Below are 22,199 nucleotides of genomic sequence, written 5' to 3'. Positions count from 1 at the left end.
CCTCGCACCCTGTCGCAGGGCTGATCTCAAGGAGCCGAATCCACCACCATGAAGACGATCGACGAACTCGTCGCGGACGGCGTCACCGGCAAGCGGGTCTTGGTCCGCGCCGATCTGAACGTCCCGCTCGACGGGGACACCATCACCGACGACGGCCGCATCCGGGCCGCCGTCCCGACGATCAAGCGCCTCGCCGACGCCGGTGCGCGCGTGGTCGTCGCCTCGCACCTCGGCCGCCCGCAGGGCGCGCCGGACCCGCGGTACTCGCTCGCCCCGGTCGCCCGGCGCCTGGGTGAGCTGCTGGGGCAGGACGTCGCGTTCGCGGCGGACACGGTGGGGGACAGCGCGAAGGCCACCGTCGCCTCCCTGGGCGACGGCGGGGTCACGCTGCTGGAGAACCTGCGCTTCAACCCGGGCGAGACCAGCAAGGACGACGCCGAGCGCGCCGCCTTCGCGGACGAGCTGGCCGCGCTCGCGGACGCCTACGTCGGGGACGGCTTCGGCGCCGTACACCGTCAGCACGCCTCCGTCTACGACCTCCCGGCGCGGCTCCCGCACGCCGCGGGCGGCCTGATCGCCACCGAGGTCGGTGTGCTGAAGAAGCTGACGGAGGACGTGGGGCGCCCCTACGTCGTCGTGCTCGGCGGCGCGAAGGTCTCCGACAAGCTCGGCGTGATCGAGCACCTGCTGGAGAAGGCCGACCGCATCCTCGTCGGCGGCGGCATGGCCTACACCTTCCTGAAGGCGCAGGGCCACGACGTCGGCAAGTCGCTGCTCCAGGAGGACCAGGTCCCGGCCGTGCGCGGCTACCTGGAGCGGGCCGCCGAGCGCGGCGTGGAGTTCGTCCTCCCCGTCGATGTCCTGGCCGCCGACGGCTTCCCCGATCTGAAGACGAAGGCCCCCGCCCACCCGGTGACCGTCGCCGCCGACGCCATCCCCGGCGAGCTGGAGGGCCTGGACCTCGGGCCCGAGACGCGCAAGCTGTACGCCGCGAAGCTCGCGGACGCGGCCACCGTGTTCTGGAACGGGCCCATGGGCGTCTTCGAACATCCCGACTACGCCGAAGGCACCCGCGCGCTTGCCCGCGCCCTGCTCGACAGCCCGGCCTTCACCGTCGTCGGCGGTGGGGACAGCGCCGCGGCCGTGCGCATCCTGGGCTTCGACGAGAACGCTTTCGGCCACATCTCGACCGGCGGCGGCGCGAGCCTCGAATACCTCGAAGGCAAGACGCTGCCCGGCCTCGCCGCACTGGAGGATCGCACCGCATGAGTTCCCGTACGCCCATCATGGCGGGCAACTGGAAGATGAACCTCAACCACCTGGAGGCCATCGCCCACGTCCAGAAGCTCGCGTTCGCGCTCGCGGACAAGGACTACGCCGGTGTGGACGTCGCCGTCCTGCCGCCCTTCACCGACCTGCGCTCGGTGCAGACCCTGGTGGACGGCGACAAGCTGAAGATCACCTACGGCGCCCAGGACATCTCCGCGCACGAGTCGGGCGCCTACACCGGCGAGGTCAGCGGCCCGATGCTGGCCAAGCTGAGCTGCACCTACGCCCTCGTCGGCCACTCCGAGCGCCGCCAGTACCACGCTGAGACCGACGAGCTGTGCAACGCCAAGGTCAAGGCCGCCTTCGCGCACGGCCTCACCCCGATCCTGTGCGTCGGCGAGGGGCTGGAAGTGCGCAAGGCGGGTGAGCACGTCGCGCACACCCTGGCCCAGCTCGACGGCGCGCTGGCCGGTGTCTCCGCCGACGACGCGGCCACCCTCGTCATCGCCTACGAGCCGGTGTGGGCCATCGGCACCGGTGAGGTCGCCACCCCCGAGGACGCGCAGGAGGTGTGCCAGGCCATCCGCGGCCGTCTCGCCGAGCTCTACCGTGAGGAGCTGGCGGCGGGGGTGCGCATCCAGTACGGCGGCTCGGTGAAGTCCGGCAACGTCGCCGCGATCATGGCGCAGCCCGACGTGGACGGTGCGCTGATCGGCGGCGCCTCCCTGGACGTGGACGAGTTCGTCAAGATCGTCCGCTTCCGCGACCAGTAAGGCCCGGCGTGCGGCCCGCCGCCCGGTACCGGCCCAGGTGGCCGGGCTGGGCTGGCGGGCCGCTCCCGTCGTAGGCTGTGTCCCTCACCGTCCGTTGTGGTGAAGCCCGATAGCCCGAAAAGCCCGAAAGCCCGAAAGTTGGTCAACCGTGGAACTGGGTCTGACGATCGCCCTGATCATCTTCAGCGGTCTGCTGCTGCTGCTGGTCCTGATGCACAAGGGCAAGGGCGGCGGTCTGTCCGACATGTTCGGTGGCGGCATGCAGTCCTCGGTCGGCGGCTCCTCGGTCGCCGAGCGCAATCTGGACCGGATCACGGTCGTCGTCGGCCTCATCTGGTTCGCGGTGATCGTGGCCCTCGGGATCATGATCAAGTCCTGAACCTCCCTGCCCGGTGCTGACGCGGTACTGACAGGGGTGGCCGCTTGCTGCCTATCATGAGGACCGCGTTCCGCCCGGAGGGTAACTCCCGCCAGGGGACGCGCGTTGGGCCCTACATCAACGGGGATGACTCGCAGCACGCGTGAGGCAGGAGTGACTACCGTGGCAGGTGGCAACGCGATCCGGGGCAGCCGGGTGGGTGCCGGGCCGATGGGCGAGGCCGAGCGCGGCGAATCCGCGCCCCGCCTGCGCGTCTCCTTCTGGTGTGCGGGCGGGCACGAGACGCAGCCGAGCTTCGCCAGCGACGCACAGGTACCCGACACGTGGGACTGCCCCCGGTGCGGATTCCCCGCCGGGCAGGACCAGGACAACCCGCCGGCCCCGCCCCGCACGGAGCCGTACAAGACGCACCTGGCGTACGTACGGGAGCGCCGCAGCGACGCCGACGGCGAAGCGATCCTCGCCGAAGCGCTCGCCAAGCTGCGCGGCGAGCTGTAGCCCCTTCCCCGTGGGAGCCCCCGGCGGGAGGGTCGGAGGTGAACCTCGTGCGGGGCGCCCCATAGAGTCGTCACGGCGGGGAACGACGATCACGAGGGGCATTCACCACATGAACGGCGAACGTCTGGACCGGCTGCCTCAGTGGGCCGCACTCGCGGAACACCGCAAGCAGACCGGCACACTCCACCTGCGCGGCCTGTTCGACGCCGACCCGGCGCGCCCGGAGCGCTTCCGCGTCGAGGCCGGCGACCTGTATCTGGACTACAGCAAGCACCTGGTCACCGACGAGACGCTGGCCCTGCTGCGCGCCCTCGCGGACGCCACCGGGGTCGCCGCGCTGCGCGACGCCATGTTCCGGGGCGAGAAGATCAACGTCACCGAGAACCGCGCCGCCTTGCACGTCGCCCTGCGCGCCCCCCGGGACGCGGTCATCGAGGTGGACGGGGAGAACGTCGTCCCGGCGGTGCACGCCGTGCTGGACCAGATGGCCCACTTCGCCGAGCAGGTCCGCTCCGGCGCGTGGACCGGCCACACCGGCCGCCGCATCCGCACCGTGGTCAACATCGGCATCGGCGGCTCGGACCTGGGGCCCGCCATGGCCTACGAGGTGCTGCGCCCCTACACCCAGCGGGACCTGGACTTCCGCTTCGTCTCCAACGTTGACGGCGCCGACCTGCACGAGGCGGTGCGCGGCCTGGACCCGGCCGAGACGCTGTTCGTCGTCGCCTCCAAGACGTTCACCACCATCGAGACGATCACCAACGCCCACGCCGCGCGCACCTGGCTGCTGGACGGTCTGGGCGCCGGCGAGGAGGCCGTGGCCCGGCACTTCGTCGCCGTCTCCACCAACGCCGGTGAGGTGGCGAAGTTCGGCATCGACACCGCCAACATGTTCGAGTTCTGGGACTGGGTCGGCGGCCGCTACTCCTACGACTCGGCCATCGGCCTGTCGCTGATGGTGGCCATCGGCCCGGAGCGGTTCCGCGAGATGCTCGACGGCTTCCACCTCATGGACGAGCACTTCCGCACCGCGCCCGCCGAGGCCAACGCGCCGCTGCTGCTCGGCCTGCTCGGCGTCTGGTACGGCGGCTTCCACGACGCGCAGGCGCACGCCGTGCTGCCGTACTCGCACTACCTGGCGAAGTTCACCGCCTACCTCCAGCAGCTGGACATGGAGTCCAACGGCAAGTCCGTGGACCGTGCGGGCCGCCCGGTCCACTGGCAGACGGGCCCGGTCGTCTGGGGCACCCCCGGCACCAACGGGCAGCACGCCTACTACCAGTTGCTGCACCAGGGCACCAAGCTCGTCCCGGCCGACCTCATCGGCTTCGCCGAGCCCGTCGCCGAGCTGGGTCCGCTGCGCGCGCAGCACGACCTGCTGATGGCGAACCTCTTCGCCCAGGGCCAGGCGCTGGCGTTCGGCAAGACGGCCGGGGAGGTGCGCGCCGAGGGCGTTCCCGAGGAGCAGGTGCCGCACCGCACGTTCCCCGGCGACCGCCCGACGACGACGATCCTCGCCTCCGCCCTCACCCCGTCCGTGCTGGGCCAGCTGGTCGCGCTGTACGAGCACAAGGTGTTCGTCCAGGGCGCGGTCTGGGGCATCGACTCCTTCGACCAGTGGGGTGTCGAGCTGGGCAAGGTGCTCGCCAAGCGGGTCGAGCCCGCCCTGACCGCAGGCGCCGAGGTGCCCGGGCTGGACGGCTCGACGTCCGCCCTGGTCGCCCGCTACCGCGAGCTGCGCGGTCGCTGACGCCCCGGCCAGGACGGCGCGGGCCGGTACGTGCCCCATACCGGCCCGCGCCGCCCACCCCCTCGTGAACGGGTGCACAAGCCTGCGCCTACCATGGTCGGGTGCCCAAACTGCTCGAAGCCGCGCGTAACCCCCTCGCGTACGTCGCCGCCCGCTGGACCCCCACGCAGCGGGTCCTGGAGCGCGCCACCCTGTCCGCCGTGCTCATGAGCGTGCTCATCGTCGTCACCGGCGGCGCGGTGCGGCTGACCGGCTCCGGGCTGGGCTGCGACACCTGGCCCAAGTGCACCGGCGACAGCCTCTTCGCCACCCCCGAGATGGGCCTGCACGGTGCCATCGAGTTCGGCAACCGCATGCTGACGTACGTGCTGTGCGCGGCGGTCGGCTGGGCCATCGTCGCCGCCCGCAGCGCGAAGCCGCGCCGCCCCGGGCTGACCCGGCTGGCCTGGACGCAGTTCTGGATCGTGGTGGCCAACGCCCTCATGGGCGGCGTCACGGTGCTGCTGAAGCTGAACCCCTACACCGTCGCCGGGCACTTCCTGCTGGCCACGGCACTGCTCACCGTCACCACCCTCACCTGGCTGCGCGCCCGCGAGGGGGACGAGGCCCCCCGCCCGCTGGTGGGAACCCGGGTGCGTCAGCTCGGTGGCGCGCTGCTGGCGGCGACGGTGGTGCTGATCGTCGTCGGCACCGTGGTCACCGGCGCCGGGCCGCACGCCGGGGACAGCAGCGAGGTGCCGCGCATGGAGTTCGTCGCCTGGGAGACGATCACCCGGGTGCACGCCGCCTCGGCCTGGCTCGTCGTCGCCCTGACCGTCGCCCTGTGGGCTGCCCTGCGCGCGGTGGACGCCCCGGCCCGGCCGCGCTCCCGGGTGCGGGACCTGCTGATCGTGCTGGCCTCGCAGATCGTCGTCGGCTACGCCCAGTACCTCACCGACGTGCCCGAGGTCCTGGTCGGCATCCACCTGCTCGGCTCGACGCTGGTGTGGATCGCGGTGCTGCGGGTGTGGCTCGGCCTGCGCGAGCGCGGCGCCCCGCCGGTGCTCCCCGGCCCCGGGGAGGCGCCCGCCGCGCAAAACCCCGCCCAGCCCGCCGCCGCGTCCCGCCCCGCCGTCGGCTCCAGCGCGTAGCCGCCCGCAGGCGCGCAACGCCCGCGGGCGCGCCACCAGGCAACAGAGCCCCGGGCCGCGCCCGCGCGCCGCTGGAGAGAACAAGCAGCCTGCCGAGCGGGCGGCCGCGCGGCCGTCAGGTGTTGCTCGGGCCGCCGATCTGCATGCCCGCCATCCGCGACCACTCGTACGGCCCGGTGCGCACCTTCGCGGCCATCTCACCGTCGAAGTGCTCGTGCACCGTGATGCCCGCCCGCTTCACCGCCTGCTCGGCGATGGCGTGGCTCGGGGCCATCAGGTCGCCCCAGGCGCCGTCCTGGCCGACGAGCACGATGCGCACCCCGCGCTGCCCGACGTAGGCGAGCTGCCCCTCGGCGCTGCCGCCGTGCCGCCGTGTGAACGCGGTGATCTGCTTGGCCAGCCGGGCCGCGTGCCGCTCGGCCCGGGCGTGGGCCGCCGGGGCCTCGGGCTCGGCGGTTCCGGTCGTGTTGGTCGTCCCGTTGTCCTGCGTTTCAGCCATATCCCGATGCTACTCGCCGGTACTGAACCCGGCGCACGTGGTGTGCGCCACGTCCGGAGCCGGGCGGGGCGGTCAGCGCAGGAAGGGGTCCACGGCCACGGCGATGAACAGCAGGGAGACGTAGGTGATGGACCAGTGGAACAGGCGCATCTCCTTGAGCTTCGCGCCCGTGACGCCCGCCTTCGCCCGCGACTGCAGCGCGTGCGCCTCCCACAGCCACCAGCCGCCCGCGGCCAGCGCGACGGCGGTGTAGAACCAGCCGACGTAGCCCAGCGGCCAGAGCAGCAGCGAGACGCCGACCATGACCCAGCTGTAGCGCACGATCTGCCGTGCCACCACCCGGTTGGAGGCGACGACCGGAAGCATCGGCACGCCGACGCGCGCGTAGTCGTCCTTGACCTTCATCGACAGCGGCCAGTAGTGCGGCGGCGTCCAGAAGAAGATCACCAGGAACAGCACCACGGCGGCCCAGCTGACCTCGTTCGTCACCGAGGACCAGCCGATCAGCACCGGCATGCAGCCCGCGATGCCGCCCCACACGATGTTCTGCGCGGTGCGGCGCTTGAGCAGCAGGGTGTAGACGACGACGTAGAACAGCAGTGCGCCCAGCGCCAGCGCGGCCGACAGCCAGTTGACCAGGAAGCCGAACCACAGCGTGGACGTGACCCCCAGGGCCAGGCCGAAAACCAGCCCTTCCCGGGGCGTGAGGACGCCGGTGACCAGGGGGCGCTGCGCGGTGCGCGTCATCAGCGCGTCGATGTCGCGGTCGATGTACATGTTCAGCGCGTTCGCGCCGCCCGCGGAGAGGTAGCCGCCGACGCAGGTGGCCACCACCAGTCCCAGGTCCGGCACGCCCTGAGCGGCCAGGAACATCACCGGGACGGTCGTGATCAGGAGCAGTTCGATGATGCGCGGCTTGGTGAGGGCGATGTACGCCTTGACCCGGGCCGGAAACGGCGCTCGGCTCTCCTGGTTCGGCGCGAGCACCCCCGCAGGGCGGGATTCGACGGCCGTCACGAACACCCCTGATCACAAGTGACATCCGCGGCTCGCGCCGCGCGGAACGGGTGAGGCCACCGGCAAGCGCCGGACGGCTCTCACGTACCACGCCACTTTAGACGGCGGCCCTGCGTCGTCCGCCCGGGGGGTGGGCCGTGTTGACCACTCCCGCTCGCCGCCTTTCCCGTGGCCTTCCGCTGCCGGGCGGGATGTGTGGGGCGTTCGCGGGCCGTCGTGGCTTTCCCGCCGGGAGAAATACCGGCGCGCAGGTGAGGGTTGACCAGCAGTGGGTACTGGGCCGGTGTTCACCGTCCGAACACCTGCGGGGGCGCGGGCACAGTCGGCGGTAGGCTCGGCAGCGCGCGGTGAAGGGTCAGGTCACCGGCTTTTTCGTACGCGGAGAGGAGCCCTGAGCCAGGGTGAGTAACAAGCCGACCACTACAGAAGCCGAGACGCTCTCTTGGACCGACCTCGACCAGCGGGCCGTCGATACGGCCCGGGTGCTGGCGATGGACGCCGTGCAGAAGGTCGGCAACGGCCATCCCGGCACGGCGATGAGCCTGGCCCCGGCGGCCTACGTGCTGTTTCAGAAGGTGATGAAGCACGACCCGGCCGACTCGCACTGGACGGGCCGGGACCGCTTCGTCCTCTCCGTCGGCCACTCCAGCCTCACCCTCTACATCCAGCTCTACCTGGCTGGCTACGGCCTGGAGCTGGAGGACCTGAAGGCGTTCCGCACCTGGGGCAGCAAGACGCCGGGCCACCCGGAGGTGCACCACACCACGGGCGTGGAGACGACGACGGGCCCGCTCGGCCAGGGCATCGGCAACGCGGTGGGCATGGCGATGGCCGCCCGCTACGAGCGCGGCCTGTACGACCCCGAGGCACCCGAGGGCGAGTCGCCGTTCGACCACACCATCTGGGTGCTGTGCGGTGACGGCGACCTCCAGGAGGGTGTGGCCGCCGAGGCGTCCTCGCTCGCCGGGCACCAGAAGCTCGGCAACCTGGTGATGCTGTGGGACGACAACCACATCTCCATCGAGGGCGACACCGAGACGGCCGTCTCCGAAGACACCCTGAAGCGGTACGAGGCGTACGGCTGGCACGTGCAGCGCGTGGCGGAGGCCGAGAACGGCGACCTCGACCCGAAGGCGCTGTTCGAGGCGTTCCAGGCCGCCAAGGCGGAGACCTCGCGCCCCTCGCTGATCGCGGCCCGCTCCATCATCGCCTGGCCCGCGCCGAACGCGCAGAACACCGAGGCCGCGCACGGCTCGGCGCTCGGCGCGGAGGAGGTCGCGGCCACCAAGCGCGTCCTGGGCTTCGACCCACAGGCGAGCTTCGAGGTCCCCGGCGAGGTGCTGACGCACACCCGGCAGGCGCTGGAGCGCGGCGAGCAGGCCAAGGCCGCCTGGGACAAGGAGGTGGCCGTCTGGCGCGGCAACCACCCCGAGCGCGCCGCCACCTGGGACCGGGTGCGCGAGCGGCGGCTGCCGGAGGGCTGGCGCGCGGAGCTGCCCACCTTCGAGCCGGGCAAGGACGTGGCCACCCGCAAGGCGTCCGGCGCGGTGCTCAAGGCGCTCGCCCCGGTGCTGCCGGAGCTGTGGGGCGGCTCGGCCGACCTGGCGGGCTCCAACAACACCACCATCGCCGAGACCTCGTTCCTGCCGTCCGGCAACCCGCTGCCCGGCGCCGACGCCTACGGCCGCACCGTGCACTACGGCATCCGCGAGCACGCCATGGGCGCGGTGATGAACGGTGTCGCACTGCACGGCAACACCCGCATCTACGGCGGCACCTTCCTGGTGTTCTCCGACTACATGCGCCCGGCCGTGCGGCTGGCCGCGCTGATGAAGACGCCGGTCACCTACGTGTGGACGCACGACTCCATCGGCCTGGGCGAGGACGGCCCCACCCACCAGCCGGTCGAGCACCTGTCCGCGCTGCGCGCCATCCCGGGCCTGAACGTCGTCCGTCCCGCCGACGCGAACGAGACGGCGACGGTGTGGGCGGAGATCATGGAGCGCCACGCGATCCACCCGGCACCCCACGGCATCGCCCTCACCCGGCAGAACGTGCCCACCTACGCGCCCGACCCGGACGCGGCCAAGGGCGGCTACGTGCTGCTGGAGGCCGAGGGCGGCGAGCCCGACGTCCTGCTCATCGGCACCGGCTCCGAGGTGCAGCTCGCGGTGGCCGCGCGCGAGGAGCTGGCCGCCGAGGGGATCAGGGCCCGGGTGGTGTCCATGCCGTGCGTGGAGTGGTTCGAGGAGCAGGACCAGACCTACCGGGACGCGGTGCTGCCGCCCGCGGTGCGTGCCCGGGTGGCCGTCGAGGCGGGCGTGGCGCAGTCCTGGCACCGCTACACCGGTGACGCGGGCCGGATCGTCTCGCTGGAGCACTTCGGCGCCTCGGCCGACTACAAGACCCTGTACCGGGAGTTCGGTCTCACCGGCGAGGCGGTCGCCGCCGCCGCCCGCGAGTCCGTGGCAGCCGCGCGCTGAGGCCCGTACCCGACAAGCGACGAGCAGGAAGAGGCATTTCCCATGACAGACGCACTCAAGCGCCTCAGCGACGAAGGCGTGGCGATCTGGCTGGACGACCTGTCGCGTGAGCGCATCACGTCCGGCAACCTGGCGGAGCTGCTGGACCAGCAGCACGTCGTGGGCGTCACCACCAACCCCTCGATCTTCCAGAAGGCGATCTCCGCCGGCGAGGGCTACGAGCAGCAGGTCGGCGACCTCGCCTTCCGCCGCGTCTCCGTGGAGGAGGCGCTGCGCATGATCACCTGCGCCGACGTGCGGGACGCGGCCGACATCCTGCGCCCCGTCTTCGACGCCACCGGCGGCCGGGACGGCCGGGTCTCCATCGAGGTGGACCCGCGCCTGGCGCACAACACCCGGGCCACGGTCGCCGAGGCCCGCCAGCTCGCCTGGCTGGTGGACCGGCCGAACACGCTGATCAAGATCCCGGCCACGCTCGCCGGACTGCCCGCCATCACCCAGACGATCGCCAGCGGCATCAGCGTCAACGTCACGCTCATCTTCTCGCTGGAGCGCTACCGCCAGGTGATGGACGCCTACCTGACCGGCCTGGAGCAGGCCGACGCCAAGGGCCTGGACATCTCCAAGATCCACTCCGTGGCGTCGTTCTTCGTCTCCCGCGTGGACACCGAGATCGACCAGCGGCTGGACGCGCTGGGCACCGAGCAGGCCACGGCGCTGCGCGGCAAGGCGGCCCTGGCCAACGCCCGCCTGGCCTACCAGGCGTACGAGGAGGTCATCGCCTCCGACCGCTGGAAGGCGCTGGAGGCCAAGAACGCCAACGTCCAGCGCCCCCTGTGGGCCTCGACCGGCGTGAAGGACCCGGCCTACCCGGACACCCTCTACGTCACCGAGCTGGTCGCCCCCGACACGGTCAACACCATGCCGGAGGCCACGCTGGAGGCCGCCGCCGACCACGCCGAGATCACCGGCGACACCGTCCGCGGCACCTACGAGCAGGCCCGCGCGGACCTCGACGCGGTGGAGAAGCTCGGCATCTCCTACGACGAGGTCGTGGCCCTGCTGGAGCGGGAGGGGGTGGAGAAGTTCGAGGCGTCCTGGAACGACCTGCTCACCTCCACCCAGGCCGAGCTCGAACGCCTCGCACCGAAGGAGCTGTAACGAGGTGAGCAGCGACGCAGCCGCCGCGGCAGCCCCCGGCAACCCGCTGCGTGACGCCCAGGACCGGCGGCTCCCGCGCATCGCGGGGCCGTCGGGCCTGGTCATCTTCGGCGTCACCGGCGACCTCTCCCGCAAGAAGCTCATGCCCGCCGTCTACGACCTGGCCAACCGCGGCCTGCTGCCGCCGGGCTTCTCCCTGGTCGGCTTCGCCCGCCGCGACTGGGAGCACGAGGACTTCGCCCAGGTCGTCCACGACGCCGTCAAGGAGCACGCCAGGACGCCGTTTCGCGAGGAGGTCTGGCAGCAGCTCGCCCAGGGCATGCGCTTCGTGCCCGGCGTCTTCGACGACGACGCCGCCTTCGCGACGCTGAAGAACACCATCCAGGAGCTGGACAAGGAACGCGGCACCGGCGGCAACTTCGCCTTCTACCTCTCGGTGCCGCCCCGGTTCTTCCCCACCGTCGTCCAGCAGCTCAAGGAGCACGGCCTGTCCGACGCGCCCACCGGGTCCTGGCGCCGCGCGGTGGTGGAGAAGCCGTTCGGGCACGACCTGAAGAGCGCGCAGGAGCTCAACGAGGTCATCCACGGCGTGTTCCGCGCCAGCGAGGTCTTCCGCATCGACCACTACCTGGGCAAGGAGACGGTTCAGAACATCCTCGCCCTGCGGTTCGCCAACACTCTGTTCGAACCGCTGTGGAACCGCTCCTACGTGGACCACGTGCAGATCACCATGGCCGAGGACATCGGCATCGGCGGCCGCGCGGGCTACTACGACGGCATCGGCTCCGCCCGCGACGTGCTCCAGAACCACCTGCTGCAACTCCTCGCGCTCACCGCGATGGAGGAGCCCTCCAGCTTCGACGCCAAGGCGCTGGTACGCGAGAAGCTGAAAGTGCTCAACGCCGTCCGGCTTCCGGCCGACCTCGGCAAGCACACCGTGCGCGGCCAGTACACCGCCGGCTGGCAGGGCGGCGAGAAGGTGCCCGGCTACCTCGAAGAAGAGGGCATCGACCCCCAGTCCAAGACGGACACCTTCGCCGCGATCAAGCTGGAGATCGACAACCGGCGCTGGGCGGGCGTGCCGTTCTACCTGCGCACCGGCAAGCGGCTCGGGCGGCGTGTCACCGAGATCGCCGTCGTCTTCCAGCGCGCCCCCTACTCGCCCTTCGACGCCACCGACACCCAGGAACTCGGGCAGAACGCGCTGGTCATCCGGGTGCAGCCGGACGAGGGCGTCACCATCCGGTTCGGCTCGAAGGTGCCCGGCACCTCGATGGAGATCCGCGACGTGACGATGGACTTCGCCTACGGCGAGTCCTTCACCGAGTCCAGCCCGGAGGCGTACGAGCGCCTCATCCTCGACGTCCTGCTCGGCGACGCCAACCTCTTCCCGCGACACCAGGAGGTCGAACGCTCCTGGGAGATCCTCGACCCGATCGAGGAGTACTGGGACCGGCACGGCAAGCCCGAGCCGTATACCGCCGGGACCTGGGGTCCCAAGGCGGCCGACGAGATGCTCGCACGCGACGGTAGGAGCTGGCGGCGGCCATGAACATCGACCTCACGCACACCACGTCCAGCCAGATCAACGCGGCTCTGGTCAAGGCGCGGCGGGCGGCCGGGTTCCCGGCCGTCGGTATGGTGCTGACGCTGGTCATCGTGACCGACGAGGGCAACCACTACGACGCGCTGAAGGCCGCGAGCAACGCGTCGCGCGAGCACCCCTCGCGCATCCTCGTCGTCATCCGCCGCCCGGGCCGCTCCCCGCGCGACCGCGCCCAGGCCCGGCTGGACGCCGAGGTGCGGCTCGGCGGCGAGACCGGCACCGGTGAGACGGTGCTGCTGCGGCTGCACGGCGAGCTGGCCGGGCACGCCTCCTCGGTGGTGCTGCCGCTACTGCTGCCGGACGCGCCCGTCGTCGTCTGGTGGCCCGAGGACGCGCCCGGCAACCCCGCCGCCGACCTGCTGGGCACCCTCGCCCAGCGCCGCATCACCGACGCCGCCGCCACCGAGGACCCGGTGGCCGCCCTCGCCCACCGCGCGCAGACCTACGCGCCCGGTGACACCGACCTGGCGTGGACCCGCATCACCCCCTGGCGCAGCGTGCTCGCGGCGGCCCTGGACCAAAAGCCGCTCGGCCACCAGGACATCCGGGTGACCTCGGCCGTCGTCGAGGGCGAGGAGTACAACCCCAGCACCGAGCTGCTGGCGCTGTGGCTCGCCGACCGGCTCGGCGTCCCCGTCGAGCGCGCGGTCTCCCAGGGCCCCGGCATCACGGCGGTGCGCCTGGCCACCCCGGACGGCGAGATCTGCCTGGACCGTCCCGACGGGCGGCTCGCGGCGCTGGCCGTCCCCGGGCAGCCCGACCGGCATGTGGCGCTGCACCGGCGGGGCACGGCCGAGCTGATCGCCGAGGAGCTGCGGCGGCTGGACCCGGACGAGGCGTTCCACCACGCGCTGTGCCACGGCCTGGAGAACCTGGGCGCGCCCCCGGCTGGCGCGCCAGCGGACGACTCGGCGGACAGCGGGGAGCCCGCCAAGGCCACCCGGGGGCGGAACCCGAAGAAGTCCCCATCCGGAAAGGCGGCAGCGCGATGACGGCTCCCACCCGGCAGGTCGTGGTCCACCGGGACGCCGACGAGGTGGCCCGGGCCACGGCCGCCCGCCTGGCCACCGCCCTCGCAACGGCCCAAAGCGCCCGGGGCGAAGCCTCGGTCGTGCTCACCGGCGGCGGCACCGGCATCGCCGTGCTCGCCGCCCTGGCCGCCTCCCCGGACCGCGATGCCCTCGACTGGGGCACCATCGAGGTGTGGTGGGGCGACGAACGGTTCCTGCCCGCCGGTGACCCGGAGCGCAACGAGACGCAGGCCCGCGCGGCGCTGCTGGACGCCGTGCCGCTCGACCCCGCCCGCGTCCACCCGATGGAGCCCGCTGGCGGCACCTTCGCCGACGACGCCGACGCGGCCGCCGCCGCGTACGCCGAGGAGCTGGCGGCGGCCGCGCTCCCGGAGGACGGCGCCAGCGCTAGCAAGGTACCCGCCTTCGACGTGCTGCTGCTCGGCCTCGGCCCCGACGCCCACGTGGCCTCGCTGTTCCCGGGCCTGCCCGGGGTGCGGGAGACCGAGCGCACGGTCGTCGGCGTCCACGGTTCGCCCAAGCCGCCGCCGACCCGCGTCTCCCTCACGCTGCCCGCCATCCGCGCGGCGCGCGAGGTGTGGTGCGTCGTGGCGGGGGAGAGCAAGGCCCACGCCGTCGCCCGCGCGCTGGGCGGCACGCCGGAGACGGAGGCACCGGCGGCCGGGGTGAGCGCACGCGAGCGGGTGCGGTGGCTGCTCGACGAGGCGGCCGCGTCCCAGTTGCCCGCCGGGGTGCGCGCGGCACAGGCGTAGGACGGCGCTTTCCGGTGCGGCGCGGACGGACGCCGCCCGCCTACTCCCAGCGGAACCAGCGGGCGGCGGCCGCCAGCGCCACCGCCGCCCACGCGGCGAGGAGGCCGACGTCCGCCCACGGGAGTACCGCGCCGTCCTGGAGCACCGCGCGCAGCCCGTCGGACAGCGCGGTGATCGGCAGCGCGCCCAGTACCCCCTGTACCGCGCCCGGGAAGCGCTCCAGCGGGATGATCACCCCGCCGCCCAGCATCAGCAGCAGGAACACCAGGTTCGCCGCCGCGAGCGTCGCCTCCGCGCGCAGCGTCCCGGCCATCAGCAGCCCCAGCCCGCTGAACGCCGCCGTCCCCAGCACCAGCAGCAGGGCCACCGCGAGCGGGTTGCCGCGCGGCGACCAGCCCAGCGCCAGCGCCACCGCGCTCAGCAGCACCACCTGGAGCACGATGACGCCGACCACGGCGGCGGTTTTCGCCGTCATCAGCCCCCAGCGCGGCAGGGGCGACGCGCCCAGCCGCTTGAGCACCCCATAGCGCCGCTCGAACCCGGTGGCGATCGCCTGCCCGGTGAACGCCGTGGACAGCACCGCCAGCGCGAGCACGCCGGGCGCGAAGAAGTCCACGCGCTCCCCGCCGCCGGTGGGGACGTCCACCACGTCCACCGCGCTGAACAGCACCAGCAGCAGGGTCGGGATGACGACGGTGAGCAGCAGCTGTTCACCGTGCCGCAGCATCATGCGCAGCTCCAGTAGCGCCTGCGCGACGATCATGCGCCCGGCCGGGGCCGCGCCCGGCGCCGGTGCGTACGCGCCCGTGGAAACCCCGCTCACTACCGCAGCTCCTTACCGGTCAGCTCCAGGAAGACGTCCTCCAGCGTGTGCCGCTCGACCGCGATGCGGTCCGGCAGGACGCCGTGTTGCGCGCACCAGGAGGTCACCGTGGCGATGAGCTGCGGGTCCACCGTGCCGCGCAGCCGGTAGGTGCCCGGGGTCACCTCGGCCGCGGTGGTGTGCGGCGGCAGCGCCTTCAGCAGTGAGCCGAGGTCCAGTCCGGGGCGTCCGGTAAAGCGCAGGGTGTTCTCGGCGCCGCCCCGGCACAGCTCCTCGGGCGTGCCGTGGGCGATGACCCGGCCCGCGTCGATGATCGCGACCGCGTCGGCCAGCTCCTCGGCCTCGTCCATGAAGTGGGTGGTCAGCACGCAGGTGACGCCGTCGGCGCGCAGCTCGCGCACCAGGTCCCAGGTGGCGCGGCGCGCCTGCGGGTCCAGGCCCGCCGTCGGCTCGTCCAGGAAGACCACCTCGGGGCGGCCGACGACGGCCAGCGCGAGCGCGAGCCGCTGCCGCTGGCCGCCGGACAGGCGCCGGTAGGTGGTGCGGCCGCAGGAGCCGAGCCCGAGCCGCTCGATGAGCGCGCCGACGTCCAGCGGACGCGCGTGCAGCTTCGCCAGGTGCCGCAGCATCTCCCCGGCGCGTACCCCGGGGTAGACACCGCCGCTTTGGAGCATCACCCCGACGCGGGGGCGCAGCTCCCGGGCGTCAGCGATGGGGTCCAGGCCCAGGACGCGTACGGTTCCGGCGTCCGGGCGGCGGTAGCCCTCGCAGGTCTCCACGGTGGTCGTCTTGCCCGCGCCGTTCGGGCCGAGCACGGCGGTGACGCTGCCGTGGCCGACGCTGAGGTCGAGGCCGTCCACGGCGGTGGTCCGGCCGTACCGCTTGACCAGCCCCCCGACCTCCACGGCCGCCTTCTCGTGCATACGGCCGAGTCTAGGCACGCGGCGGGCGGCCCCCGGTCCCACCCCAGCCTTCGGCCGGGCGCCCCAGAAGTTAGGTACGCCTTACGTGATGCACCCCATTCGCGCAGGTCACAGCCGCCGCTTGCCCGCTTGCGCGGAATTACGCAACAATGACGTTGTGAAAAACACGGGAGCCGCACACACGACGCGGGAGGCCACAGTGCCCCCCGCGGCTTCGGGTGCGCACGCCGCTGTGGACGAGCAGCACGGCACCCGTAACCGCGTGGCCCGCTCCATCCTCGACCACGGCCCGTCCACCGCGGCCGAGCTGGCCGAGCGGCTGGCGCTGACCCAGGCGGCCGTGCGCCGTCACCTGGACGCCCTGGTGGCCGACGGCATGGTGGAAGCCCGCGCCCAGCGGGTCTACGGGCACCGGGGCCGCGGCCGTCCCGCCAAGGTGTTCGCCCTCACCGGCTCCGGCCGGGACGCGTTCGACCAGGCGTATGACGAGCTCGCCGTCGATGCCCTGCGCTGGATCGCGCAGGCCGCCGGCGGCGGGGCGCGGGGCCAGGAGGCCGTGGCCGCCTTCGCCCGCGCCCGGGTCGCCGCCCAGACGGAGCGGTACCGCGAGCGGCTGGCACAGGCCGCGCCCCGGGACCGCACCCGCGTCCTGGCCGAAGCGCTCTCCGAGGACGGGTACGCTGCTACCGCACGCAGCGCGCCCGCGTCCCCCGGTGAGCAGCTCTGCCAGCACCACTGCCCGGTGGCGCACGCCGCCGAGCGGTTCCCGCAGCTGTGCGAGGCGGAGACGGAGGTCTTCTCCCGCCTGCTCGGCACCCACGTCCAGCGTCTGGCCACCCTCGCCCATGGCGACGGGGTGTGCACCACCTTCGTCCCGAAGGCACCCCCAGGCGCCGGGGAAGACGCCGACCACACCGGCCACCCAGGCCACCTCGGCAACGCCGAGCACGCCGCCCGCGCCGACCACGCCGCCCACGCCGACAACACCGCCACCGCACACGCATCGCCAACAGCTTCTGCAAGCACCGCCGGGAGGAACCCCGCATGACGCTCCCCACGGAGACCGCCCACCCCGAGCTGGAGGGCCTGGGCAACTACGAGTACGGCTGGGCCGACCCCGACACGGCCGGTGCCTCGGCCAAGCGCGGACTCTCCGAGGAGGTCGTCCGCGACATCTCCGGCAAGAAGTCCGAGCCCGAGTGGATGCTGAAGCTCCGCCTGAAGGGGCACAAGCTCTTCGAGAAGAAGCCCATGCCGAACTGGGGCTCGGACCTGAGCGGCATCGACTTCGACAACATCAAGTACTTCGTGCGCTCCACCGAGAAGCAGGCCCAGTCCTGGGAGGACCTGCCGGAGGACATCAAGAACACCTACGACCGCCTGGGCATCCCGGAGGCCGAGAAGCAGCGTCTGGTCGCCGGTGTCGCCGCCCAGTACGAGTCGGAGGTCGTCTACCACCAGATCCGTGAGGACCTGGAGAGCCAGGGCGTGCTGTTCCTGGACACCGACACCGCGCTGCGCGAGCACCCGGAGATCTTCCAGGAGCACTTCGGCACGGTCATCCCGGCCGGTGACAACAAGTTCGCCGCGCTGAACACCGCCGTGTGGTCCGGCGGCTCCTTCATCTACGTGCCGCCGGGCGTGCACGTGGACATCCCGCTCCAGGCCTACTTCCGGATCAACACCGAGAACATGGGCCAGTTCGAGCGGACGCTGATCATCGTCGATGAGAACGCCTACGTGCACTACGTCGAGGGCTGCACCGCGCCGATCTACAACTCCGACTCGCTGCACTCGGCGGTCGTGGAGATCATCGTCAAGAAGGGCGGGCGCTGCCGCTACACGACGATCCAGAACTGGTCGAACAACGTCTACAACCTGGTCACCAAGCGCGCCGTGGCCTACGAGGGCGCGACCATGGAATGGGTAGACGGCAACCTCGGCTCCAAGGTGACGATGAAGTACCCGGCCGTCTACCTGATGGGCGAGCACGCCAAGGGCGAGACGCTCTCGGTCGCCTTCGCCGGTGAGGGCCAGCACCAGGACGCGGGCGCCAAGATGGTGCACATGGCGCCGAACACCTCCTCCAACATCGTCTCCAAGTCGGTGGCCCGGGGCGGTGGCCGCACCTCCTACCGGGGTCTGATCGAGATCGCCGAGGGCGCGGAGAACTCCAAGTCCAACGTGCTGTGCGACGCGCTCCTGGTGGACACCATCTCGCGCTCCGACACCTACCCCTACGTCGATGTCCGCGAGGACGACGTGACGATGGGCCACGAGGCCACCGTCTCCAAGGTCAGCGACGACCAGCTCTTCTACCTGATGAGCCGGGGCATGGCCGAGGACGAGGCCATGGCGATGATCGTGCGCGGCTTCGTCGAGCCGATCGCCAAGGAGCTGCCCATGGAGTACGCCCTGGAGCTCAACCGGCTGATCGAGCTGCAGATGGAGGGCGCGGTCGGCTGACGCCGACCCGGCCCCACCCTCGCGAGCGCACAGCGTCCTGAACCGAGAAAGAGAGCAGTACGAACAGCCATGGCCCAGGCTCAGCAGACGATTCCGGCGGGTTCCACCGCCTCCGGCGCCATCGCGGTGGCCGCCGAGTCCACCGTCGCCACCCGGATGAGCGCCCCGCCGTCCTTCGACGTGGCGGACTTCCCGGTGCCGCACGGCCGTGAGGAGGAGTGGCGCTTCACCCCGCTGGAGCGGCTGCGCGGCCTGCACGACGGCAGCGCGGAGGCGTCCGGCGGGCTCAAGGCGGAGATCTCCGCGCCCGAGGGCGTCACCGTCGAGACCGTCGGCCGGGACGACGCCCGGCTCGGCCGCGCCGGACAGCCGGTGGACCGGGTGGCCGCCCAGGCCTACAGCGCCTTCGAGCAGGCCACCGTGGTCACCGTGCCCAAGGAAGCGGTGCTGAACGAGCCGATCCGCGTCGGCCTGCACGGCGAGGGCGGCGTGTCCTACGGGCACACCGTCTTCGAGCTGGGCGCCTTCGCCGAGGCCGTCCTCGTCCTGGACCACACCGGTGACGCGGTGCGCGCCGCCAACGTGGAGTTCGTGCTCGGCGACAACGCCAAGCTGACGGTCGTCTCCGTGCAGGACTGGGCCGACACCGCCGTGCACTGCTCCCAGCACAACGCGCTGGTCGGGCGGGACGCCACGTTCAAGTCCGTCGTCGTCACCTTCGGCGGTGACGTCGTGCGCCTGCACCCGCGCGTCACCTACGCGGGCCCCGGCGGAGAGGCGGAGCTGTACGGCCTGTACTTCACCGACAACGGGCAGCACCAGGAGCACCGCCTCTTCGTGGACCACGACGCCCCGAACTGCCGGAGCAACGTGGCCTACAAGGGCGCGCTCCAGGGCCAGGACGCGCACGCGGTGTGGATCGGCGACGTGCTGATCCGCAAGAACGCCGAGGGCACCGACACCTACGAGCTGAACCGCAATCTCGTCCTCACCGACGGCGCCCGCGTTGACTCGGTGCCGAACCTGGAGATCGAGACGGGCGAGATCGCCGGCGCCGGGCACGCTTCGGCCACCGGGCGCTTCGAGGACGAGCAGCTGTTCTACCTCATGGCGCGCGGTATCCCCGCCGACGAGGCCCGCCGTCTGGTCGTGCGCGGCTTCTTCGCCGAGCTGGTCCAGCAGATCGGCCTGCCCGACGTCCAGGAGCGGCTGCTCGCCAAGATCGACGACGAGCTGGAAGCGTCCGTCGCATGAGCGCCTACGTGAAGGTCGCGAGCCTCGGCGAGCTGGAAGACGACACCCCCAAGCGGGTGGAAATCGATGGCACGCCGATCTCGCTGGTGCGCACCGAGGGCGAGGTGTTCGCCATCAACGACATCTGCTCCCACGCCAACGTCTCGCTCTCCGAAGGCGAGGTGGAGGACTGCGCCATCGAGTGCTGGCTGCACGGCTCCAGCTTCGACCTGCGCACCGGAAAGCCCTCGGGCCTGCCCGCAACCCGGCCCGTCCCCGTGTACCCCGTAAAGATCGAAGGAGACGGCCCGGACGCGGCCGTGCTCGTCTCCGTCACCCAGGAGTCCTGAAGCCCCATGGCCACCCTTGAGATCCACGACCTGCACGTCTCCGCCGAGACCGACAGCGGCCCCACCGAGATTCTGCGCGGTGTCGATCTGACCGTGAAGCAGGGCGAGACGCACGCCATCATGGGCCCCAACGGCTCCGGCAAGTCCACGCTCGCCTACTCGCTGGCGGGCCACCCCAAGTACACGATCACCTCCGGCACCGTCACCCTCGACGGTGAGGACGTGCTGGAGATGTCCGTGGACGAGCGCGCCCGCGCGGGCGTCTTCCTCGCCATGCAGTACCCGGTCGAGGTGCCCGGCGTCTCCGTCTCCAACTTCCTGCGCACCGCCGCCACCGCCGTGCGCGGTGAGGCCCCCAAGCTGCGCACCTGGGTGAAGGAGGTCAAGGAGGCCATGGAGCGGCTGGCCATCGACCCGGCCTTCGCCGAGCGCAACGTCAACGAGGGCTTCTCCGGCGGTGAGAAGAAGCGCCACGAGATCCTGCAGCTGGAGCTGCTGAAGCCGAAGATGGCGATCCTGGACGAGACCGACTCCGGTCTGGACGTGGACGCTCTGCGCGTGGTGTCCGAGGGCGTGAACCGGGTGCGCGAGTCCGGTGAGGTCGGCACCCTGCTGATCACCCACTACACGCGCATCCTGCGCTACATCAAGCCCGACCACGTGCACGTCTTCGCCAAGGGCCGCATCGTGGAGTCCGGCGGCCCCGAGCTGGCCGACAAGCTGGAGGCCGAGGGCTACGAGCAGTACGTGAAGGGGGGCACGACCGCGTGACTTCCTCTCGCCGTGAGATCCCGGGCCACGGGCTTCCCGGCCTCCTCGACACCGAGGCGATCCGCAAGGACTTCCCGATCCTGGACCGCCTGGTCCACGACGGGAAGCGGGTCGTGTACCTGGACAACGCGGCGACCTCGCAGAAGCCGCGTCAGGTACTCGACGCGCTCAGCGGCTACTACGAGCAGCACAACGCCAATGTCCACCGTGGGGTGCATGTCCTGGCCGAGGAGGCCACGGCCCTGTACGAGGGCGCGCGGGACAAGGTGGCGGCGTTCGTCAACGCCCCCAGCCGGGACGAGGTGATCTTCACCAAGAACGCCTCGGAGTCCCTCAACCTGGTCGCCAACATGCTCGGCTGGGCGGACGAGCCCTACCGCGTGGACAGCGACACCGAGGTCGTCATCACCGAGATGGAGCACCACTCCAACATCGTGCCGTGGCAGCTGCTCGCGCAGCGCACAGGCGCGAAGCTGAAGTGGTTCGGCCTGACCGACGACGGCCGCCTGGACCTGTCGGCCATCGACCAGGTCATCACGGAGAAGACCAAGGTCGTCTCCTTCACCCTGGTGTCCAACATCATGGGCACGGTCAACCCGGTGGAGGAGATCGTGCGCCGCGCGCAGGAGGTCGGGGCGCTCGTCGTCGTTGACGCCTCCCAGGCCGCGCCGCACATGGTGCTGGACGTGCAGGCGCTCCAGGCCGACTTCGTCGCCTTCACCGGGCACAAGATGTGCGGTCCGACCGGCATCGGCGTGCTGTGGGGCCGTCAGGAGCTGCTGGAGGACCTGCCGCCCTTCCTCGGCGGCGGCGAGATGATCGAGACCGTCTCGATGCACTCCTCCACCTATGCCCCGGCGCCGCACAAGTTCGAGGCGGGCACCCCGCCGATCGCGCAGGCCGTGGGCCTGGGCGCGGCGGTGGACTACCTGTCCTCCGTCGGCATGGACCGCATCGCCGCCCACGAGCACGCCCTGACCGGCTACGCCGTCGAGCGGCTGCGCGAGGTGCCGGACCTGCGGATCATCGGCCCCACCACGGCTGAGGACCGGGGTGCGGCGATCTCGTTCGTCCTCGGCGACATCCACCCGCACGACGTGGGCCAGGTCCTCGACGAACAGGGCATCGCCGTGCGGGTGGGGCACCACTGTGCCCGTCCCGTCTGCCTGCGCTACGGAATTCCCGCGACCACGCGAGCGTCGTTCTATCTGTACTCCACACCGGCCGAGGTGGACGCCCTGGTCGAGGGGCTGGAGTACGTACGGAACTTCTTCGGATGAGGATG

General features: G+C 71.8%; 21 protein-coding genes. 17 read left to right on the top strand and 4 right to left on the bottom strand.

The window, feature by feature from the left end:
• Window positions 1-48 precede the first annotated feature (48 nt).
• From pgk to JJV70_RS12285, 6 genes are all read left to right on the top strand, one after another.
• Entirely contained in the window at window positions 49-1,269 is a 1,221-nt protein-coding gene (pgk, locus tag JJV70_RS12310) for a phosphoglycerate kinase (RefSeq protein WP_219047907.1), read from the top strand.
• Window positions 1,266-2,042 carry a triose-phosphate isomerase gene (tpiA, locus tag JJV70_RS12305; protein WP_219047906.1) on the top strand — a complete coding sequence of 259 codons (777 nt, stop codon included), beginning with the start codon at window positions 1,266-1,268 and terminating at the stop codon, window positions 2,040-2,042. The genes pgk and tpiA overlap by 4 nt, the downstream gene beginning before the upstream one ends.
• Window positions 2,043-2,196: 154 nt before the next feature.
• Entirely contained in the window at window positions 2,197-2,421 is a 225-nt protein-coding gene (gene secG / locus JJV70_RS12300) for a preprotein translocase subunit SecG (protein ID WP_219047934.1), read from the top strand.
• A gap of 162 nt (window positions 2,422-2,583) precedes the next feature.
• Window positions 2,584-2,919, top strand: a complete 336-nt coding sequence (locus JJV70_RS12295) for an RNA polymerase-binding protein RbpA (RefSeq protein ID WP_219047905.1) — start codon at window positions 2,584-2,586, stop codon at window positions 2,917-2,919.
• Window positions 2,920-3,028: 109 nt separating this feature from the next.
• Window positions 3,029-4,669: a glucose-6-phosphate isomerase gene (gene pgi, locus JJV70_RS12290; protein ID WP_219047904.1), complete on the top strand. Its 1,641-nt coding sequence runs from the start codon at window positions 3,029-3,031 to the stop codon at window positions 4,667-4,669.
• 101 nt (window positions 4,670-4,770) lie between these two features.
• Window positions 4,771-5,799, top strand: coding sequence for a heme A synthase (locus JJV70_RS12285; RefSeq protein WP_219047903.1), 1,029 nt, complete (start codon window positions 4,771-4,773; stop codon window positions 5,797-5,799).
• Window positions 5,800-5,914: 115 nt separating this feature from the next.
• On the opposite strand, the gene JJV70_RS12280 is transcribed toward JJV70_RS12285, so the two are convergent.
• Window positions 5,915-6,298, bottom strand: a complete 384-nt coding sequence (locus JJV70_RS12280; protein WP_219047902.1) for a hypothetical protein — start codon at window positions 6,296-6,298, stop codon at window positions 5,915-5,917.
• A gap of 72 nt (window positions 6,299-6,370) precedes the next feature.
• Window positions 6,371-7,315, bottom strand: a complete 945-nt coding sequence (locus JJV70_RS12275) for a heme o synthase (RefSeq protein WP_219047901.1) — start codon at window positions 7,313-7,315, stop codon at window positions 6,371-6,373.
• Window positions 7,316-7,716: 401 nt separating this feature from the next.
• Between JJV70_RS12275 and tkt the strand changes: the two genes are divergently transcribed.
• The 5 genes from tkt to pgl are packed head-to-tail and all read left to right on the top strand — an operon-like array spanning window position 7,717 to window position 14,348.
• On the top strand, window positions 7,717-9,798 hold the full coding sequence (tkt, locus tag JJV70_RS12270) for a transketolase (RefSeq protein WP_219047900.1): 2,082 nt from the start codon (window positions 7,717-7,719) through the stop codon (window positions 9,796-9,798).
• A gap of 42 nt (window positions 9,799-9,840) precedes the next feature.
• Window positions 9,841-10,959, top strand: coding sequence for a transaldolase (gene tal / locus JJV70_RS12265; RefSeq protein WP_219047899.1), 1,119 nt, complete (start codon window positions 9,841-9,843; stop codon window positions 10,957-10,959).
• A 4-nt stretch (window positions 10,960-10,963) separates the two neighbouring features.
• A complete protein-coding gene (zwf, locus tag JJV70_RS12260; protein ID WP_219047898.1) occupies window positions 10,964-12,511 on the top strand; it encodes a glucose-6-phosphate dehydrogenase in 1,548 nt (515 codons plus the stop codon).
• Window positions 12,508-13,557, top strand: coding sequence for a glucose-6-phosphate dehydrogenase assembly protein OpcA (gene opcA / locus JJV70_RS12255; RefSeq protein ID WP_219047897.1), 1,050 nt, complete (start codon window positions 12,508-12,510; stop codon window positions 13,555-13,557). Before zwf ends, opcA begins: the two co-directional genes overlap by 4 nt.
• A complete protein-coding gene (gene pgl / locus JJV70_RS12250; RefSeq protein WP_219047896.1) occupies window positions 13,554-14,348 on the top strand; it encodes a 6-phosphogluconolactonase in 795 nt (264 codons plus the stop codon). Before opcA ends, pgl begins: the two co-directional genes overlap by 4 nt.
• A 40-nt stretch (window positions 14,349-14,388) precedes the next feature.
• Here the strand turns inward: pgl and JJV70_RS12245 are convergent, their stop codons facing one another.
• The gene (locus tag JJV70_RS12245; RefSeq protein WP_219047933.1) at window positions 14,389-15,111 is read right to left on the bottom strand and encodes an ABC transporter permease; all 723 of its coding nucleotides are present in this window, start codon (window positions 15,109-15,111) and stop codon (window positions 14,389-14,391) included.
• Window positions 15,112-15,170: 59 nt separating this feature from the next.
• A complete protein-coding gene (locus JJV70_RS12240; RefSeq protein ID WP_219047895.1) occupies window positions 15,171-16,094 on the bottom strand; it encodes an ABC transporter ATP-binding protein in 924 nt (307 codons plus the stop codon).
• Window positions 16,095-16,293: 199 nt separating this feature from the next.
• Between JJV70_RS12240 and JJV70_RS23245 the strand changes: the two genes are divergently transcribed.
• From JJV70_RS23245 to JJV70_RS12210, 6 genes are all read left to right on the top strand, one after another.
• Window positions 16,294-17,142, top strand: coding sequence for a helix-turn-helix domain-containing protein (locus JJV70_RS23245; protein WP_308294795.1), 849 nt, complete (start codon window positions 16,294-16,296; stop codon window positions 17,140-17,142).
• Window positions 17,139-18,560 (top strand): Fe-S cluster assembly protein SufB, encoded by a 1,422-nt coding sequence (gene sufB / locus JJV70_RS12230; protein WP_219047893.1) that lies wholly within the window; start codon window positions 17,139-17,141, stop codon window positions 18,558-18,560. The genes JJV70_RS23245 and sufB overlap by 4 nt, the downstream gene beginning before the upstream one ends.
• Before the next feature lie 69 nt (window positions 18,561-18,629).
• On the top strand, window positions 18,630-19,814 hold the full coding sequence (gene sufD / locus JJV70_RS12225) for a Fe-S cluster assembly protein SufD (protein ID WP_219047892.1): 1,185 nt from the start codon (window positions 18,630-18,632) through the stop codon (window positions 19,812-19,814).
• Window positions 19,811-20,143 carry a non-heme iron oxygenase ferredoxin subunit gene (locus JJV70_RS12220; protein ID WP_219047891.1) on the top strand — a complete coding sequence of 111 codons (333 nt, stop codon included), beginning with the start codon at window positions 19,811-19,813 and terminating at the stop codon, window positions 20,141-20,143. The genes sufD and JJV70_RS12220 overlap by 4 nt, the downstream gene beginning before the upstream one ends.
• 6 nt (window positions 20,144-20,149) lie before the next feature.
• Window positions 20,150-20,914, top strand: a complete 765-nt coding sequence (sufC, locus tag JJV70_RS12215) for a Fe-S cluster assembly ATPase SufC (protein ID WP_219047890.1) — start codon at window positions 20,150-20,152, stop codon at window positions 20,912-20,914.
• A 17-nt stretch (window positions 20,915-20,931) separates the two neighbouring features.
• Window positions 20,932-22,194, top strand: coding sequence for a cysteine desulfurase (locus JJV70_RS12210; protein ID WP_219047932.1), 1,263 nt, complete (start codon window positions 20,932-20,934; stop codon window positions 22,192-22,194).
• Window positions 22,195-22,199: the final 5 nt, after the last annotated feature.

The organism is Streptomyces sp. JJ66 (assembly GCF_019303495.1).
GTDB lineage: Bacteria > Actinomycetota > Actinomycetes > Streptomycetales > Streptomycetaceae > Streptomyces.
This window is presented reverse-complemented; position numbering and strand designations above follow the sequence as displayed.

Coding starts and splice junctions, on each gene's coding strand:
- pgk (WP_219047907.1), top strand. CDS start 49: ATGAAGACGATCGACGAACTCGTCGCGGACGGCGTCACCGGCAAGCGG.
- tpiA (WP_219047906.1), top strand. CDS start 1,266: ATGAGTTCCCGTACGCCCATCATGGCGGGCAACTGGAAGATGAACCTC.
- pgi (WP_219047904.1), top strand. CDS start 3,029: ATGAACGGCGAACGTCTGGACCGGCTGCCTCAGTGGGCCGCACTCGCG.
- JJV70_RS12280 (WP_219047902.1), bottom strand. CDS start 6,298: ATGGCTGAAACGCAGGACAACGGGACGACCAACACGACCGGAACCGCC.
- tal (WP_219047899.1), top strand. CDS start 9,841: ATGACAGACGCACTCAAGCGCCTCAGCGACGAAGGCGTGGCGATCTGG.
- opcA (WP_219047897.1), top strand. CDS start 12,508: ATGAACATCGACCTCACGCACACCACGTCCAGCCAGATCAACGCGGCT.
- pgl (WP_219047896.1), top strand. CDS start 13,554: ATGACGGCTCCCACCCGGCAGGTCGTGGTCCACCGGGACGCCGACGAG.
- JJV70_RS12245 (WP_219047933.1), bottom strand. CDS start 15,111: ATGATCGTCGCGCAGGCGCTACTGGAGCTGCGCATGATGCTGCGGCAC.
- JJV70_RS12240 (WP_219047895.1), bottom strand. CDS start 16,094: ATGCACGAGAAGGCGGCCGTGGAGGTCGGGGGGCTGGTCAAGCGGTAC.
- sufB (WP_219047893.1), top strand. CDS start 17,139: ATGACGCTCCCCACGGAGACCGCCCACCCCGAGCTGGAGGGCCTGGGC.
- sufD (WP_219047892.1), top strand. CDS start 18,630: ATGGCCCAGGCTCAGCAGACGATTCCGGCGGGTTCCACCGCCTCCGGC.
- JJV70_RS12220 (WP_219047891.1), top strand. CDS start 19,811: ATGAGCGCCTACGTGAAGGTCGCGAGCCTCGGCGAGCTGGAAGACGAC.
- sufC (WP_219047890.1), top strand. CDS start 20,150: ATGGCCACCCTTGAGATCCACGACCTGCACGTCTCCGCCGAGACCGAC.